Genomic DNA, 15,126 nt, shown 5'->3' with positions numbered 1-15,126 from the left:
CACGTACGTGCACTCCCTCGTCGCCCCGCACCGGTGCGGGTCCTGCAAACGTTGGTCAGAAGTTAGCGCACACATCCGAGGTTCTGCAAACGTCGGTCAAAATGCGGCGGCCGATCGGCCGGAGACCCGACGGGAAGGGACCTCGGGACGGGGCGGAGGCGTCCAGGCCGAGCCCGCGGTCGGAGGCGGGTGCGCCAGCCCGAGCGCCACGGGCGCGACGTCACGCGCGCGGGGCCGCCGGGCGCGCGGCGCCGTCAGGCGCAGGAGGGCGCGGGGGCGCCAGGCGCGCGGCGGTGTCAGGCGCGCGGCGGCGCGGCGCTCTCCCGGACGACGAGCGTGGGCCGGGTCGCGCTGTCCTCCGGCGGCTCGCCCGTCTCGACCCAGCGCGCCAGCATCCCGAAGGTCCGGCGCCCGAGGTCGACGAAGTCCTGGGCGACCGTCGTCAGCGGGGGACTCCACATGCGCGCGAACGGCTGGTCGTCGAAGCCGACCACGCTGACGTCCTCCGGGACGCGACGCCCGCGCTCGGCCAGCGCCCGCATGACGCCGATCGCCAGCTCGTCGTTGCCGCACAGGACCGCGGTGACGTCGGGGTCGTCGGCCAGCCGCAGCCCGGCCTCGTAGCCGGAGTCGGGGTCGTAGCTCGCCTGGACGACGTCCGGCCGCTCGACCCCGGCCGCGTCGAGCGCACGCCGCCAGCCCCAGCTGCGCCCGCTGCGCGGCCGGGTCGCGGGGATCGCGACGTGGTGGACGGTGCGGTGCCCCAGTCCCAGGAGGTAGCGCGTCGCCTCCTCGCCACCCGCCTGGTCGTCGAGGAACGCGTGCGGTCGCGTCCCCTGCCTGCGCCGCGCGCCGGCGGCCGCCACGACCGGCAGCGCCTCCGGCAGCGCCTCGAGCGTGCGCACGCCGAGCGAGTCGAACTCGACCACGATCGCCCCGGCGAGCGACTGCGACAGGACGAGGTCGACCGCGCGGCCCAGGTCGCGAGGGGCCTCCGACTCCACGACGGCGATCGAGACGACGTAGCCCGCAGCGCGTGCCGCCTCCTCGATCCCCTGGAGCGTGGCGGCGTAGCCGTAGCGCAGCGTGTTGCGCGCGAGCACCGCGACCGTCGACCGGCGCCCGCTGACGAGCGTCTGCGCAGCGGCGTTGGGGCGGTAGCCGAGCTGGGAGACGGCGGCCTGCACCTTGTCCCGGAGCTTCGGGCTCACCGGGGTGCGTCCGGTGAGGACGCGCGAGACCGTCGAGACGCTCACCCCGGCGAGCTCAGCCACGTCGGAGAGCACGGGCGGCTGGTGTCTGGGAGTCACCCCGGAAGGCTACGCCGAATCGCGACCTACGTTTGCACGAGAGACCCCGAACTCGGGGCGCGTGCACTGCCCCCTACGCTGGCGCGCATGGATCTCGCGCGCTCCGTCCCGCTGTTCGTCCTCGCCGCGCTGCTCGAGATCGGCGGGGCGTGGCTCGTGTGGCAGGGGCTGCGCGAGCACCGCGGCTGGCTCTGGATCGGGGCGGGCGTCGTCGCGCTCGGGCTCTACGGCGTCGTCGCGACGCTCCAGCCGGACGCCGGCTTCGGCCGCATCCTCGCCGCGTACGGCGGGGTGTTCGTCGCCGGCTCGCTCGCGTGGGGCATGGTCGTGGACGGGTTCCGCCCGGACCGCTGGGACGTCGTCGGCGCGCTGCTCTGCCTCGTCGGCGTCGCGGTCATCATGTACGCGCCGCGCCCCGAGTAGCCGAGCACGCTCCCGCCGGACGGCGGTCAGCGCACGACGGCGGTCGGCTCGCCCGACCGGGTGGGTGCCGGGACGCGGTCCTCCGGGCGCTGGGCGAAGGGGCGAATGCGGTCGAGGTAGTCGGCGATCGCGTCGCGGTTCTTCTCGAGGATGCGGATGCGGTCCTCCAGCCGCGCGAGCTCGGCCTCCAGGAGCGCGATCTTGTCCGGGTACGCGTTGTGCAGGTGGATCTCCGGCGCGTCGCCGAGGCAGGGCAGGAACTCCTTGATGATCCTCGTCGTGAAGCCGACCTCGAGGAGCCCGCGGATCTGGAGCACCCGGTCGACCAGGTGCTCGCCGTACTCGCGGTACCCGTTCTCCGCCCGCTCGGGCGTGAACAGCCCCTGCTCCTCGTAGTACCGCAGGAGCCGCGTCGGGGTCCCGGTGCGCCGGGACAGCTCGCCGATCCGCACGTGATCCACCTCACCGGGCCGCGTCGCTTGACCTTCACATCAATGTCAGACATCGATGCTAACCCCATGTCCACGACGAGCACACCCACCACCGCCACCGTCCCGGACCCCGGCACCTCCTCGGCCGGCGCCCTTCCCACCGCCTCCGGCGCTCGCAGCCCGGGTACGTTGCCGGTCGGCGCGCTCGTCGCGCTCGCGGCGTCGGGGTTCCTCACGCTGCTCACCGAGATCCTGCCCGCGGGCGTGCTGCCCGCCATGGCCGCCGACCTCGGCGTCGGCGCCGGCGCGGCCGGGCAGACCGTCACCGCGTTCGCCGTCGGGGCGATCGTCGCCGCGATCCCGCTCACACGCGTCACGGCGCGGTGGGACCGCCGAACGTTGCTCCTCGTGACGGTCACGGGGTTCGTCGTCGCGAACACCGTCACCGCGGTGTCGTCGTCGTTCACGCTGACGCTCGTCGCACGCTTCGCCGCAGGGCTCGTCGCAGGCCTCACGTGGGCGCTCCTGCCCGGGTACGTGCGCCGGATCGCGCCCGCGGACCGCCTCGGCCGCGCCATGACGATCGCCATGGCGGGCGGTCCGCTCGCCCTCACGCTCGGCGTGCCCGCGGGCGCGGTGCTGGGCGCCGCCGTCGGGTGGCGGTGGACGTTCGGCGTCCTCTCGCTCGTCGGCCTCGGCCTGCTCGCCGGGGTCCGGTTCGGTGCCCCCGCCGCCGCGGGCACCCCGCGGGGCGCGCAGCTCGCGATCACCGCGGTCCTCCCCCGCCCGGGCCTGCGGCCCGTGCTGCTCGTGACTGGACTCAACGTGCTCGCCAACACGTCGCTCTACACGTACGTCGCGGTCCACCTCGCGCACCTCGGCCAGGGCTCACGCACCAGCGCGCTGCTGCTCGTCCTCGGCGCGGCGTCCGCGGGGGCGCTCGTGCTCCTCGGTTCGCTCATCGACCGCCGCCTGCGTGCCCTCACGCTCGGGTCGGTCGTCGTCTTCGCCCTCGCGATGCTCGTGCTCGGCCTCGCGCCGACGTCGACGGTCGTCGTCGTGGTCGCCGTCGCCGCCTGGGGTGCCGCGTTCGGCGGCGCCGGGACGCTCTACACGACCGCCGCTGCCCGGGCCGCGGGCGACGGCGCCGACGTCGCGCAGTCGGCGCTCGTCACGGTGTGGAACACGTCCGTCGCGCTCGGCGGAGCCGTCGGCGGAGCGGTTCTCGCCGTCGCGGGCCCCGGCGGCCTCCCGTGGGTCTCGCTCGCCCTCATGGTCCCGGTGCTCGCGACCGTCGCCCTGGGTCGGCGGCACTCCTTCCGCTGAACCGCTCCGCCGCTCGGACATAGCCGGCCGCGCTTCCCGCCGGCCGGGGTCTCTGCCAGGATCGGCGCGTGGCCATCGACGCCCCGACCGGCAGGGGGCCGACGCACGCCGTCGGAGCCGGAGACCTCGAGCCCGCCCTTCCCGGGCTCTCTCCGGAGCCGGCGCGCGAGGAGTACGCGAGCTGGTCCCGCCGCGTCGTCGCGTCGCTGCTCGACACGGCGATCGTCGCGACGGTGCTGTTCCTCGCGGTCGGGCCCGCCTACGAGGTGGCCTGGCTCCCGGGGATCAGCTTCGGCGTGACCGCGGACACCGTGGTCCCCGGCGGCACCTGGTGGGCTCTCGGCACCTCGGCCGCGCTCTTCGCCTTCCAGGGCTGGACCGGGGCGACGCCCGGCAAGCGGGCGGTGGGCATCGTCGTCGTGCACGACACCACCGGGCGACCCGCCGGGCTGATCCGCACCGTCCTGCGCCACCTGGCCCATCTCCTCGACGCCATCCTGTACATCGGCTTCCTCCGCCCGCTGTGGCACGCGCAGCGCCGGACGTTCGCCGACTCCCTGTGCAGCACGGTCGTGCTGCGGCGCGTCCGCCCGCCCGTGCCGTTCCTCGGCCCCGGCACCGGCATGGGCGGCCCGACGCCGTCGCGCACCGTCACCGTCGCGGCGACCGTCCTCTCGGTGGGGAGCGCCGTCTTCGCCCTCGGCCCGGCCACGTACACCGGCGGCGACGTGTGGACGGCGACGTGCACACCGAAGGTGTCGGACGAGTCACCGCTGACCGTCGGGGACGTGGAGGTCGTCAGCTGGTCGACGCCGGGCACCGAGAGCCGGTGGGGCGTGACCCGGACGAGCCCGCTCCCCGACGAGGCCGGGGACCAGACGGGCCTCGACGCGTCGTTCGCCGTCGACGTGGACCTGGACGCCACGCTCGACCAGCCGCTCGACGCCGCGCTCGTCCTGCGCCTCGAGACGTGGGAGGGCGACGACCTCGCCACGTTCGAGTCGCCGTTCCGGGTCGACCAGCGCGCCGACGGCGGCAGCGACTGGGAAGTCGTCCCGCCCACGCCCGACGGCTCGGGGCTCGACGCGGTCCACGTCCCGGCGGCGACCGTCGCCGCGCTCCCGGCGGCGTGGAGCTGGGATGCCTCGGTCGTCGTCGAGGGCGAGACGGTGGCTTCGTGCGGAGGCCGCGGCACCTCCTGACCGCTGCCCTCCCGGGCGACGCCTCCGCCCGGCCGGAGACGTGCACCGAGGACGACCTTCACCCGCTGCCGAACACGACATGGGGGTCGTCGTCGTCCGTCCGACAACGACCGTCATGTCGTGCTCGGCGCGGTGGCGGCCGTCTCACGGAGCGGCTGTTCGGCGGCAACACGACCGAAACGCCTCGGACGACCGGGGGAAACGTCGCGGTCGCACGATGGGGGTGCGCCGGGCCACGAGCCCGGCGCACCAGCATCCGTCCCGACCAGCGGCCGCCCCGGCGACCGCACCCGAGGAGGCCACCGTGCCGGACAACCGCCCGCTCTTCTCCGCCCCGTCGTCCCCCGGCCCCGTCGACGCGCCGCCCGCGGGACCGGCCCGCGCCACCCGGACCACCGCCCACCGACCCGCCGACCACGGCGTGACCCGGGACCTGCACCCCCGTGAGGAGCCGCAGCGTCGCGCCAACCCCGGCGACGAGCTCACCGTGGACCCCGCCGACCGCCGTCGTCGCGCCCGAGCGGCGCTGCTCGACCTGCGGCGCGACGTCATCCGTCGCAGCGCCAACGGGTGGTGACCTCGCGGGACGCCGAGCGGCGCGTCGTGGGCGCCGCCGCGTAGGTTGGTCCCCATGCGGATCGGAGCCCACCTCGACCAGTCGGACGTCGTCGCGCAGGCCGCGAGCATCGGCGCGGACGTTGCCCAGATCTTCCTCGGGGACCCTCAGTCCTGGAAGGGACCGGAGTTCACGTTCCCGGGCGGGGCGGAGGCCCTGAAGGACGCCGCCGCGGCGGCGGACCTCGAGCTCGTCGTGCACGCGCCGTACGTCATCAACGTCGCGAGCCCCAACAATCGCATCCGCATCCCGAGCCGCAAGCTGCTCCAGCAGATCGTCGACGGCGCGGCGGCGGTCGGCGCGACGGGCGTCGTGGTCCACGGCGGGCACGTCACCGCGAAGGAGGACCCGGCGAAGGGCTTCGACAACTGGCGCAAGGCGATCGACGCGCTCCAGACGGACGTGACCGTCTACGTCGAGAACACCGCAGGCGGTGACTTCTCCATGGCGCGCCGGCTCGAGCGCATCGAGGGCCTGTGGGCCGCGATCCAGCAGGCCGACGGCGCCGACAACGTCGGGTTCTGCCTCGACACGTGCCACGCGTGGGCGGGCGGCATCGACCTCACGACGGCGGTCGAGCAGGTCCGCGGGATCACGGGCCGCGTCGACCTCGTGCACCTCAACAACAGCCGCGACACCGCCGGCTCGGGCGCGGACCGCCACGCGGGCCTCACCGCGGGCACGATCGACCCGGAGCTCCTGCTCGGCGTCGTCCGGGCGGCCGGGACGTCGGTGGTGTGCGAGACGCACGCGGACGTCCCCGCCGACGTCGCGTGGCTCCGCGGGCAGCTCGGCTGAGGCCGACGACGAGGCACGTCAGCCCGGCAAGGACGACGAGCTCATCCGTTCGTCGGGCTCGTGCCGCCGGTCCAGCTGAGGCCGTCGTTCGCGACCACGACGACCTCTCCCGACACACCGGCGTCGGCGAACGCCAGGAGGATGGCACGCGCGGCGTCCGCTGCGACGCTCTCCTCGGTCATCGACGTCTCCTGTCCGGCCATCCGAGCGGGGTTCCAGTCGTCGACGATCAGGTCGACGCGCGTGCGGAGCCCGTTCGCCTCGGATTCGACGGTCACCTGGACGCCCCGGACCGCGTCGTTCGCCCCCGCGAGATCGTCCGCGTCGGGCGCTCCATCGATCAAGGACGGATCGAGGTCCGCGACCCGGTCGAGCGCCGACAGCAGCTCGGGGTCCGGGGCGCCATCGAGCTCGAGGCTGATGCCGTGGTACGGCGGCGCGTCCTCGGGTGACCAGGTGAATCTCCACCGGGTGTCGCCGAGCGCACGTTCGAGCGCGCCGTCGCCGACCATCGTCCGTAGCAGCATGACGGCGTCGGTGAGGCCGCCCTGCCGCTCGAAGACCGCCGCGACGGGTGACGCGTCGTCGGAGAACGACAGCTGGAGGCCGGGCACGGCGAGGAGCCGCTCAGCGATCACCGAGCGCGCCTGCGGCGTGAGGGCCCGCCAGTCGTCGGCAGCGACGCGCGACCCCGACGGCACCCGCACGTCGAGCACCGCACAGTCCGAGCCGTCCATCGCTGGGCCCACACCCTCGAGGACCTCGGCGATCGCGGCCGGCTCGACGTCACCCAGCTCGACGTGGAACTCGCATCTGGGCGACACGTTGACGTTCGCCTCGTCGGTGCTCACCCACCAGTCGCCGCGGTCGCCGACCACGGCGGAGAGCGCCGGCGCTGCGCGCCACGAGGCGATCGCCATCGCGTTGCACGCGGTGAAGACCCAGGCGCAGATGCCGAGCGTGGCGACGACGCCGAGAGCACGAATGAGGACGTGCACGCGTGCCCGGGGCTCGGCAGTGCTCACCAGGCTCTGCTCCTCCGCGACGGCGCCATCTCGAGATCGGACGTGACCAGCGGAACGAGGCTATCCGGGGACCCGACCCGCTTCGATGGGGACCGGTCCCCACGCTGACCGCGGATGCAGCAGAGGCCGCGCCTTTCGCCTTAGCCGCTCGCCGTGCCGCTCTCGGAACCGCGCTTCCAGCCCTACCTTCGGGCGACCGGCGGGAAGACCGCGGACGCGTTCAATCTCTACCGGTGGAACATGGCGCTCTCAGCAGCCTCGTACGAGGCGCTCCATCTGGTCGAGGTCGGCTTGCGCAACGCGATGGACGCTGAGCTTCGCACGTGGAACGCCGCCCACGTCGACCGCAACGGGCAGTCTCACGGCGAGGATTGGCTCCTCGATCCGCATCACTCTCTCGGACAGCTCCCGGCGCGAGACCTTCCCACCGCGCTTGAGCGCGCGAAGAAGGCGGTCAAGCGCGCCGGCCGTCCCACTGCAAGCCTGTGCCACGACGACGTCGTCGCTCAACTCACCCTCGGTACGTGGCGGTACCTCCTCCCGGCCAGGAACCTCCGGAAGTCCCCGTCCAAAGCGGCGCTGTGGAACGCCGGACTGAAGAACGCCTTCCCCCACCTCGGACGTCCGCACGGCGAGCTCGTCGACGACCTCGACAAGGTCCATCGGTTCCGCAATCGCGTGGCGCACCTCGAGCCCATTTTCGGCACGGGCCACGCGAACAGCGCGTACGCGGCGATGTGCAGGGTGACGAGTGACCTCGACCCCGGGATGCGGGGCTGGCTCGACAAGCAGTCTCGGGTCGACGACGTGCTCCGCCGCGCCCCGCTTGCTCTGCCGGCCACTCCCTGACCCGTCGCCTGGCACGTCTTCGCCTGTGGGAAGGGCGTGCCAGGGTCAGAACGTCTGCGACGTCGAGAGCGGGGGGATTCGGTCAGTCTCGCGACCATCGCGCAGCCGTGGGCCGTCGACGCGGACGGGTCGACGCTTCGCACCGAGTACCGGAGCTCGTCGTGTTCGGCGGGCCCAACTGGCCGCTGCTCTCACGCCGGTTCTTCGCGACGGTCGAGCCGATGATCTCCAGCTCGCCGTTCGTCGACAAGATGCACGACATCCGCGTCGTCAGCACGCACCTCGGCGAGGACGTCGGCGCCGTCGGCGCGGCCTGCCTCGTGCTCGACCAGACCCTCTTCCCCCAGCCCCAGGCCCTCCTCCTCGACTGAGGGCGAGGTGCTGCCGATCCGGCTCAGCGGTCCTTCGCGAGGTCCGTCGGGCGCCGGAGCGCGAGGTCAGCGGTCGCGGCGAGGGTGACGACGGCCCAGGTCCCGGCGAGGACCAGCCCCCACAGGACGGGCGTCGTCGGATCGAGGTACCGGGCACGGAGCGCGACGGCGGCCAGCGTCGCCGCCGTCGCGGCGACGCCCGCGACGAGGAGGGTCTCGAGCGCGACGAGGACGAGCAGCGAGCGCGCGGACGTGCCCGAGAGCCGGTAGACCGCGAGCTCGCTCGCGCGCAGCCGGTACGTGACGGCGGTGGTGACGGCGCCCAGGAGCCCTAGGAGGACGGGCAGGAAGCGGCTCGGACGGTCGAGGAACGCCTGCACCGGGTCGGTCGTCGCCCGCAGTGCCTCGGTGCCGACCACGGCGTTGCCGCTCACGTGCAGCGAGGCGATCTGGGTAGCGGCGACGTCGTCGACGGCCACCAGGGGATCGAGCACGACGACGCAGCGCTCGACCAGGGCGTCGTCGGGTCGGAGCGGCACCGTCAGAGAACGACCCGCCCCGACACCCTCGCGCAGGTCCGGGGTCCGCGCGGAGCCGAGCGCCTCGGCGCCGACGAGCACGCGCTGGTCCGAGGGTCCGGCGCGGTCGAGCAGGCCGGCGTCGACGAGCGCGTCGACGCCGGCGAGGCCGGGGACGAGGGTGGTCGACGCACGTTGCACGGGGACGTCCGGGCCGACCGGTACGACCTCCGCGCTGCCGCCCGGCACGACGGCGCCCGCGGCCTCGACCCCCGGTGCTCCGGTGAGCGCCTCGCACGACGCGCGCGAGACGAGGGCAGGCTGGTCGGGATTGGCCTGCATGTAGCTCACGACGCCCCGCCCGCGCCCGGCGAGGTCGTCCAGCTCGTCCTGGAGCGACACGGTCTCGAGCGCGACGAACGCCGCGGTGCCCGACCCGAGGACGACGGCGAGCGCGACCGCGGGAAGCAGCCGTGCCGAGCGACCGAGGGTGTTGCGCAGGGCCTCGCGCGCGAGGTCGGCGACGCGCCAGCCGTCACGCACGGACGACCGCCTCGCGCCGGAGCGGGACGGTCGCGTCGGCGGCGGCGACGAGCACGGGGTCGTGGGTCGCGACGACGATCGTCGCGTGCGACACGAGCCCCGCGAGGATCCGGGCGACGAGCTCGGTGTTGGCGGCGTCCAGGTTGGCCGACGGCTCGTCGGCGAGGATGAGCTCCTTGCCCGACGCGAGGGCGCGCGCGAGCGCGACCCGCTGGAGCTCGCCGCCGGACAGGCGCCGGGCCTGCTCGTCGGCCCGGTCCGCGAGCCCGACCTGGTCGAGCGCGGCGCGCGCGGTCTCCCTGGCCTCTCGTCCGGGGCGGCCCGCCGCGAGCGGTGCGACGAGCACGTTGTCGAGGACGGAGCGGCGCCCCAGCGCGTTGGACCCCTGGGGGACCCAGGCGACGACGCCGGGCGAGGGTGGTCGGGGCGCTCCGTCGTTCCCGTGGAGCTCGATCCGTCCGGTCGCGAGCGGCTGGTACCCCGCGACGGCGGCGAGGAGCGACGACTTGCCGCTCCCCGACGGTCCGACGAGCGCGGTGACGCGTGCGGGCTCGAACGTCGCGGTCAGCCCGGCGAACACCGGGACGGGCCCGAATGCGATGGCGGCGTCGATCACGTCCACGCGCACGCCGCTACCCGCACCCTGCCGTGCCGGTGGCCTGCGTCGCGTCGCGGAGCACGCGAGAGCCGACGAGGTCGGCGTCGACGAGCACCGTGGCGAGCTCGTTCCCGGGTTCCGCGACCTCGAGCCGGCGGGGCTGTGCCGTGGCCGTAGAGCCGTCGCTCAGCAGGACGCACGTCGTGCCGTCGTGGTCCACGCGCACAGCCGTCGAGGGGACGGCACCGCGCTCCGCCGGGTCCCGGAGCGCGAGGATCGCCCCCCGGTAGCGCACCGTCGACGTCGCCTCGTCGGCGATCCGCTCGAGAGTGCCCGCGGCCACGGCCTCCTCGAGCGCCGCCACGACGCCGACCAGCTCGGCGCCCTGGGGCGCCGCGCTCGACATCGGTACCTCGACCTCGCCCAGGCGCAGCACGACCGGCTCTCGGGCGAGCCGGCCGAGGCCGCCGCCCTCGGCGATCGGGGCGACGGTCAGCGCCTCCACGGGCTGCGAGCCCTCCAGCACCGCGTCGCCCGCCTCGATCCGGTCTCCCAGGCCGACGAGGGGACCGGTGACCGCCGGCACGGCGTCGTCGACCCGCACGACGTACGAGAGGCGGAACTCCCCGTCCCGGGGAACCCCGAGGCGCTCCTGGAGCGCCCGGACCGCCTCGCGCGTCGCCGGGCCGAACCGGTCGTCGACGCCGTCCGCGTCCAGGTACCCGAGCGACACGAGGTAGCCCCCGAGCGCGCGCACGTCCGCACCACGGTCACCGGGGCGCAGGTCGCGCCACAGCGGGTCGCCGCGGTACGCGAGCACGTCGACGCCGTCGACGGCGAACAGCGCCTGCCCGGCCACGACGGGACCCGCCTCGGTGAGCGCGGTGACGACTCCCCCCGCGGGAGCGCGGACCTCGGGAGCCACGGCGCGCACCGTCGCGACCTCGACCGCGGTCCGTCCGTCGTCGGAACGGGCACCGACCTCGACGACCGTCGGCGCCGGCACCGCGACGCTCCGCTCCTCCGCCGCGTCGACGAGCGGGAACGCCACGGCGACCGCGACCACGGGCACGGCCCACAGCGCCACCAACGGCACCAGGCGCACCCAGCCACGGGCCCGGTCGCTCCTCACAGGGCGTCGTACTCCGCGACGCACGACGCCTCGTCCAGCCCGGCGCCGGCCACGGCGCGCTGCGCCTCCGCGAGCGTCGACGGGACGCCCAGCCCACGCTCCTGCAGGCAGTACCTCAGCGCGTCCAGCAACGACGACTCGTCCTGGTTCGAGGTCTGCCAGACGACGTCGACGAACTTGAAGTCGCGGTCGTAGCAGGTCTTCTCGACGCCGGAGTCGACAGCCTCCGCGGGGATGCCCCCCTGCCACACCACCCCGACGAGTTCGACGTCCCGCAGCTCGTAGCCCTCAGCGCGCAGACACGCTCGAAACCGCTCGAACCCTGCCATGTACTCGCCCTGGGTCACCTCACCGTCCGACAGCGCCTCGCGCTGCTCCGGACCAGCAAGAGAGAGGTCCTCGTCGTCGTTGATCGCGTCGAAGTGCGGAAGCCCGTCCGCGCTCGAGCCCGCACCCCCGCCCGAGCACCCTGCCACGAGCAGCGCCGCCAGCGAGACCCCGAGGAGTATCCCGCGGCGGCGTGACAGACGTTTCATCACACGTTCATCGTGAAAGTGCCGGTGCCCTGCCCGTAATGCTGTGCCTGCGTAAAGTTGGTGCCGGTGCGTCGGGCGGTGACGTCGGATCCGGTCTTCGTGGTCCACATGGTCCAAGAGGCCCCACCGACGTGCGTGTAGTAGCCCCGCACGCCCACAGTGCCGCAGTTTCCGGCTGCGACAGATTGCACTGTGGTGGAGTTCGACGCCCCGTAGACCATGGCGCCCGTGCTGCACGTCCGTGACGCGGTCCCCGCTGAAGCGGGCGCCGCCGTCGACACCATCAGCCCCACCGAGACCACCACCGCAAGGAGCGCAGAGGCCCCTTCGTTCCCTTGCGCATCACTGCTTCCCCTCAATCTTCGTCATCGAACATCGAACAGTGGTGCTCAACGTAGGGGTCGGCAGGCTATTGCGCAACCCCGCGAAACAAACTGTCAGGATCGAAGGCCCTGGGCGCGAATCTGCAGGTAGCGGCTGTACAACTCACGCTTGTCTGCCGCAAACTGTTGCGCCCGAGCGCGCCGGCTCTCCTCCTCGTGGCGATCCTGATCCCAGCGCAAGCGTCGGGCCTCTCGACGGGCTGTAAACGTCGCCGCTACCACCTGAGCGGCGATCGCTCCGCCGGCTCCAAGTGCAGCGGCGACAACAGGGAGCCAGGTGTCCGACGTCACCCGCACATGGTATTGGGCGCGCTTGAAGCGGCGTGACGTACGTCGTCGTCGGGGGCGGACGCTCGGCTCACGACGTCCGAGCGGCGTCGGCTGCACAGCCGGGCGCGTGAGCGCGGCGCCGGGCGCGTGGGCGTGGGGGAGTGGGAGCAGGCCGCGGTGCGGCTCGACGCCGTTGCCCACCGCTGGGTCGATCCCGGTGCCGGCGGTGCACACCTCCGGTGCCGCGAACTCGACTTGGCCCGCACCGCCCTCGGTATCACGGACCGATGGATGCTGACGCTGTCGACACTAGGCGGCCTCCTGATCGACCCGATCGAGGGACGCGCCAGGGCAGCGGCGCCGACGACGCCGCGCGCCCCGCTTTCCCTGGTGGGGTGAATCACGGGTCACGCTAGAGTTCCTTCCCGGGAGGTCACCATGACGACAGGAAGTTTCGACGCACTCGCGACCGCTGTTGTCGGAGCATCAGTGGCGTCCCGATGGGCACCAGCGGTCTTGGAGTGGTAGATCGTCGGCGTTGAACAAGATCCGGATGCCGGTGGGGTCTGCGTGTGCGGTCAGACCGGCCTTGTCCAACTGTTCACCATTAGGAACCAGCACAGCGACGCCCGGTTGTTTCCGATCGGCAGCAAGTGCACCAACCAGTTTGGACGCGCCGACCTCGACCGCGATGTTGATGTTCTGCCTCGACTCCTCCGCCTTCGGGAAGCGCTTGACACACACCAGCGAGTGGACCTCACGAGCGAGCACTTCTCACGCGCCGTGCTCGTCTACTTGCACGAGCAAGGAGCGTTTCCGCCGGACCGGTGGAATGGCAACGACGGAGGCAACGATTGTCAGTTCTTGTTGACGATGTTCAGCAAGCGCAAGAAGGACGAGATCACGCAACCGCAGTTGCGGAAGATCTCGACGATCTTGAACAAGAAGGTCTTTCCTTTCGTCCGCTCCGACGAGCGATTGGCATAGGCCCCTCGTAGTAGCGCGACCGCCGCCCGCTACGCGCCCGCAGCCCGGATCTCCAACGAACTTGCTGCCGCAGGGCGAGGGGCGGGAGCCGCGCGGAGGCGAACGGCACGAACCGGACGCTACAGGTAACGGTGCGTATTGAGGTAGTGCGAATGGGCATCAGCGCCGGGGTGGTGGCGGCTTCGGCCGCCGCCACCCGCTTGGTGTACTCAGACCGGTCGGACGATGGCCCAGATTTGTCCGACCGTCTTCCACGGTGCGTGGATATCGATCAGGGTGTTGAACTGCTGGCGTTCTTCCTCGGTGGCTTGGAACCGGTTGAAGAACGTGTCTTGCTGGGCTCCGGTAAGCGCGTCGCAGCGAAGCGCGAGCATGCGGTCCTGTCCCAAGTGGGGGTGGGTCTCGATAGTGGGCAAGATCTCGGGATGGGACCGAGCGAGAGCATCGAGCACATCGGCGGAGGCCGCGAGGTTGCTAGCGATCGCTCCCCAGACCGCGGGCTCGGGATCGTTGATGAGTGCGAGCAGGACGTCGCGCGGCACGTTCCCCGACTCGTCGGCGGCGAGTCGGGCGCGTTGGCCGAGATCGCCGTGACGAACGATCTGCCAGGTGCCGCCGTCAGAACGGTCGTCAGTACTTGCAGACATTGTCGTTCTTGTTGCAGGTCGCCCAACCGGTGGCGCGGTAGTCGGTGTAGCGCTTCCCGCCGAGCGTCGCGCGCAGCTCGGAGCCGTGGCGCAGCTGCTTGTCGCGCATCAGGGCGGTGTTGGTGATGGTGTGGGTCTTGCTCCCGCCTGCGATCGTGAACGTCGCTTCGGTCTGACCGCGGTAGGCCTGGTTGCGGTCCTCGGCGCGCGTGTAGATGCTGATGTTGCTGAACTTCTTTGCGCTAGGGAAGTAGGTGACCTTGTAACCGATCCGGCTTGAGGCCGCACCAGGGTCGACGGTCACGGTGCCGTCGATACGATCGGTGATCTTCCAGCCGAGACCTTGCGAGACCTTCACCTGCAGAAAGTAGGTGTCGCGCCAGGAGCGCTTGTCGTTGATCGCACCGAAGGCAGTGATGACCGGCTCCTCGGGGGCCGCCTCGACCTCGGCGAGCGGGATGTCGGCAATATCGGGAAGCTCGGCTCCCGCCTCAAGCGAGGTAACGAAGTCGCCCAGCACGTTCGCGGCCTGCGCGGGGTTGGCGTCTGCGAGACCTGGCACCCCGGTGTCCAGCCCCTGCTCGGCGATCTGCGCGGTCGCCTGGAGGTCGGCAGCGATGACGTCGTTGCCGTACTCCTGAGCGGCGCGCTCGATGACGTCGCCGAGCGTGTCCTCCGACGACATCACGTACTCGATCCCCTCGGCGGGAGCAGCGACATCGTCGGTCGTGGCCACTGCTGCTGTGGTCGAGGCCAGAACAACCACGAGACCACCCGTGACCGCCGCCGCAACTGTGGCAGCGCCTCGTCGATGGGATCTCGTGCTGTGCATGAACTGCATGTCGACTCCTTCATTCAGGAACCGACCCCCTGCGGGTCGGCCCGCCACGACCATGGCAGCGCCGCACGCTCGTGGCCTGCGGTAATCGCGAACGTGATCGTCGTCACAAGGATTGCCGTGCTGAGGGGTAGCCGACCCAGGTGGTGCCGGCGTTGCGGGCGTGGCGTTCGGTGGTGGTGTAGGCGTAGCCGAGGGTGTCGGCGGCGATGGCTGGTGGCATGTCGAGGACGAGTTGTCGTAGGGGTGCGTTGCGTGCGCCGCGGAGGTCGATGCCGGCGTCGCGGAGGTTGCCCATGAGGTAGTTCGGGTAGATGCGATAC

Annotated in this window: 18 protein-coding genes; 8 read left to right on the top strand and 10 right to left on the bottom strand. The window is 72.4% G+C overall.

The annotated features are described in order from the left end of the window. Positions 1 to 296: 296 nt before the first annotated feature. Positions 297 to 1,310 (bottom strand): LacI family DNA-binding transcriptional regulator, encoded by a 1,014-nt coding sequence (locus JN535_RS01310; RefSeq protein ID WP_205201261.1) that lies wholly within the window; start codon positions 1,308 to 1,310, stop codon positions 297 to 299. 87 nt (positions 1,311 to 1,397) lie between these two features. Between JN535_RS01310 and JN535_RS01305 the strand changes: the two genes are divergently transcribed. After that, positions 1,398 to 1,733, top strand: coding sequence for a YnfA family protein (locus JN535_RS01305; protein WP_205201259.1), 336 nt, complete (start codon positions 1,398 to 1,400; stop codon positions 1,731 to 1,733). A 26-nt stretch (positions 1,734 to 1,759) separates the two neighbouring features. On the opposite strand, the gene JN535_RS01300 is transcribed toward JN535_RS01305, so the two are convergent. Further along, positions 1,760 to 2,185 carry a MerR family transcriptional regulator gene (locus JN535_RS01300; protein ID WP_205201257.1) on the bottom strand — a complete coding sequence of 142 codons (426 nt, stop codon included), beginning with the start codon at positions 2,183 to 2,185 and terminating at the stop codon, positions 1,760 to 1,762. A 66-nt stretch (positions 2,186 to 2,251) separates the two neighbouring features. Between JN535_RS01300 and JN535_RS01295 the strand changes: the two genes are divergently transcribed. The 4 genes from JN535_RS01295 (at position 2,252) to JN535_RS01280 (ending at position 6,106) form a co-directional block, all read left to right on the top strand. Next, on the top strand, positions 2,252 to 3,490 hold the full coding sequence (locus tag JN535_RS01295) for an MFS transporter (protein ID WP_205201255.1): 1,239 nt from the start codon (positions 2,252 to 2,254) through the stop codon (positions 3,488 to 3,490). Positions 3,491 to 3,558: 68 nt separating this feature from the next. Continuing rightward, positions 3,559 to 4,692, top strand: a complete 1,134-nt coding sequence (locus JN535_RS01290) for an RDD family protein (RefSeq protein WP_205201253.1) — start codon at positions 3,559 to 3,561, stop codon at positions 4,690 to 4,692. Between the two features lie 304 nt (positions 4,693 to 4,996). Next, the gene (locus JN535_RS01285) at positions 4,997 to 5,269 is read left to right on the top strand and encodes a hypothetical protein (protein WP_205201251.1); all 273 of its coding nucleotides are present in this window, start codon (positions 4,997 to 4,999) and stop codon (positions 5,267 to 5,269) included. 54 nt (positions 5,270 to 5,323) lie between these two features. Further along, positions 5,324 to 6,106 (top strand): deoxyribonuclease IV, encoded by a 783-nt coding sequence (locus JN535_RS01280; RefSeq protein WP_205201249.1) that lies wholly within the window; start codon positions 5,324 to 5,326, stop codon positions 6,104 to 6,106. Positions 6,107 to 6,147: 41 nt separating this feature from the next. Here the strand turns inward: JN535_RS01280 and JN535_RS01275 are convergent, their stop codons facing one another. Next, the gene (locus JN535_RS01275; protein WP_205201247.1) at positions 6,148 to 7,131 is read right to left on the bottom strand and encodes a hypothetical protein; all 984 of its coding nucleotides are present in this window, start codon (positions 7,129 to 7,131) and stop codon (positions 6,148 to 6,150) included. A 153-nt stretch (positions 7,132 to 7,284) separates the two neighbouring features. Between JN535_RS01275 and JN535_RS01270 the strand changes: the two genes are divergently transcribed. Together JN535_RS01270 and JN535_RS01265 are read left to right on the top strand one after the other, a co-directional pair. After that, complete coding sequence (locus JN535_RS01270; protein ID WP_205201245.1) at positions 7,285 to 7,980, top strand: hypothetical protein; 696 nt, start codon at positions 7,285 to 7,287, stop codon at positions 7,978 to 7,980. Between the two features lie 107 nt (positions 7,981 to 8,087). After that, positions 8,088 to 8,351, top strand: coding sequence for a hypothetical protein (locus JN535_RS01265; RefSeq protein ID WP_205201243.1), 264 nt, complete (start codon positions 8,088 to 8,090; stop codon positions 8,349 to 8,351). 23 nt (positions 8,352 to 8,374) lie between these two features. On the opposite strand, the gene JN535_RS01260 is transcribed toward JN535_RS01265, so the two are convergent. Genes JN535_RS01260 through JN535_RS01245 form a run of 4 tightly spaced genes read right to left on the bottom strand, consistent with a single transcriptional unit; the run spans position 8,375 to position 11,678 of the window. Then, positions 8,375 to 9,412 carry a hypothetical protein gene (locus tag JN535_RS01260; protein ID WP_205201241.1) on the bottom strand — a complete coding sequence of 346 codons (1,038 nt, stop codon included), beginning with the start codon at positions 9,410 to 9,412 and terminating at the stop codon, positions 8,375 to 8,377. Beyond that, positions 9,405 to 10,040 carry an ABC transporter ATP-binding protein gene (locus JN535_RS01255; protein ID WP_205201239.1) on the bottom strand — a complete coding sequence of 212 codons (636 nt, stop codon included), beginning with the start codon at positions 10,038 to 10,040 and terminating at the stop codon, positions 9,405 to 9,407. The genes JN535_RS01260 and JN535_RS01255 overlap by 8 nt, the downstream gene beginning before the upstream one ends. Positions 10,041 to 10,044: 4 nt before the next feature. Beyond that, on the bottom strand, positions 10,045 to 11,142 hold the full coding sequence (locus tag JN535_RS01250) for a peptidoglycan-binding domain-containing protein (RefSeq protein WP_205201237.1): 1,098 nt from the start codon (positions 11,140 to 11,142) through the stop codon (positions 10,045 to 10,047). Continuing rightward, on the bottom strand, positions 11,139 to 11,678 hold the full coding sequence (locus tag JN535_RS01245; protein ID WP_205201236.1) for a hypothetical protein: 540 nt from the start codon (positions 11,676 to 11,678) through the stop codon (positions 11,139 to 11,141). Before JN535_RS01245 ends, JN535_RS01250 begins: the two co-directional genes overlap by 4 nt. Positions 11,679 to 12,901: 1,223 nt before the next feature. On the opposite strand from JN535_RS01245, the gene JN535_RS01240 reads away from it, so the two are divergent. Continuing rightward, entirely contained in the window at positions 12,902 to 13,318 is a 417-nt protein-coding gene (locus JN535_RS01240) for a hypothetical protein (protein ID WP_205201234.1), read from the top strand. Between the two features lie 209 nt (positions 13,319 to 13,527). Here the strand turns inward: JN535_RS01240 and JN535_RS01235 are convergent, their stop codons facing one another. From JN535_RS01235 to JN535_RS01225, 3 genes are all read right to left on the bottom strand, one after another. Next, entirely contained in the window at positions 13,528 to 13,965 is a 438-nt protein-coding gene (locus JN535_RS01235) for a hypothetical protein (RefSeq protein WP_205201232.1), read from the bottom strand. Further along, the gene (locus JN535_RS01230) at positions 13,949 to 14,806 is read right to left on the bottom strand and encodes a hypothetical protein (protein WP_205201230.1); all 858 of its coding nucleotides are present in this window, start codon (positions 14,804 to 14,806) and stop codon (positions 13,949 to 13,951) included. The genes JN535_RS01235 and JN535_RS01230 overlap by 17 nt, the downstream gene beginning before the upstream one ends. Positions 14,807 to 14,909: 103 nt before the next feature. Then, on the bottom strand, positions 14,910 to 15,101 hold the full coding sequence (locus tag JN535_RS01225) for a hypothetical protein (protein WP_205201228.1): 192 nt from the start codon (positions 15,099 to 15,101) through the stop codon (positions 14,910 to 14,912). Positions 15,102 to 15,126: the final 25 nt, after the last annotated feature.

It is taken from the genome of Cellulosimicrobium cellulans, assembly GCF_016921195.1.
GTDB lineage: Bacteria > Actinomycetota > Actinomycetes > Actinomycetales > Cellulomonadaceae > Cellulosimicrobium > Cellulosimicrobium cellulans_F.
The sequence above is the reverse complement of the archived record's forward strand: the minus strand, read 5'-3'. Positions and strand labels throughout refer to the sequence as shown.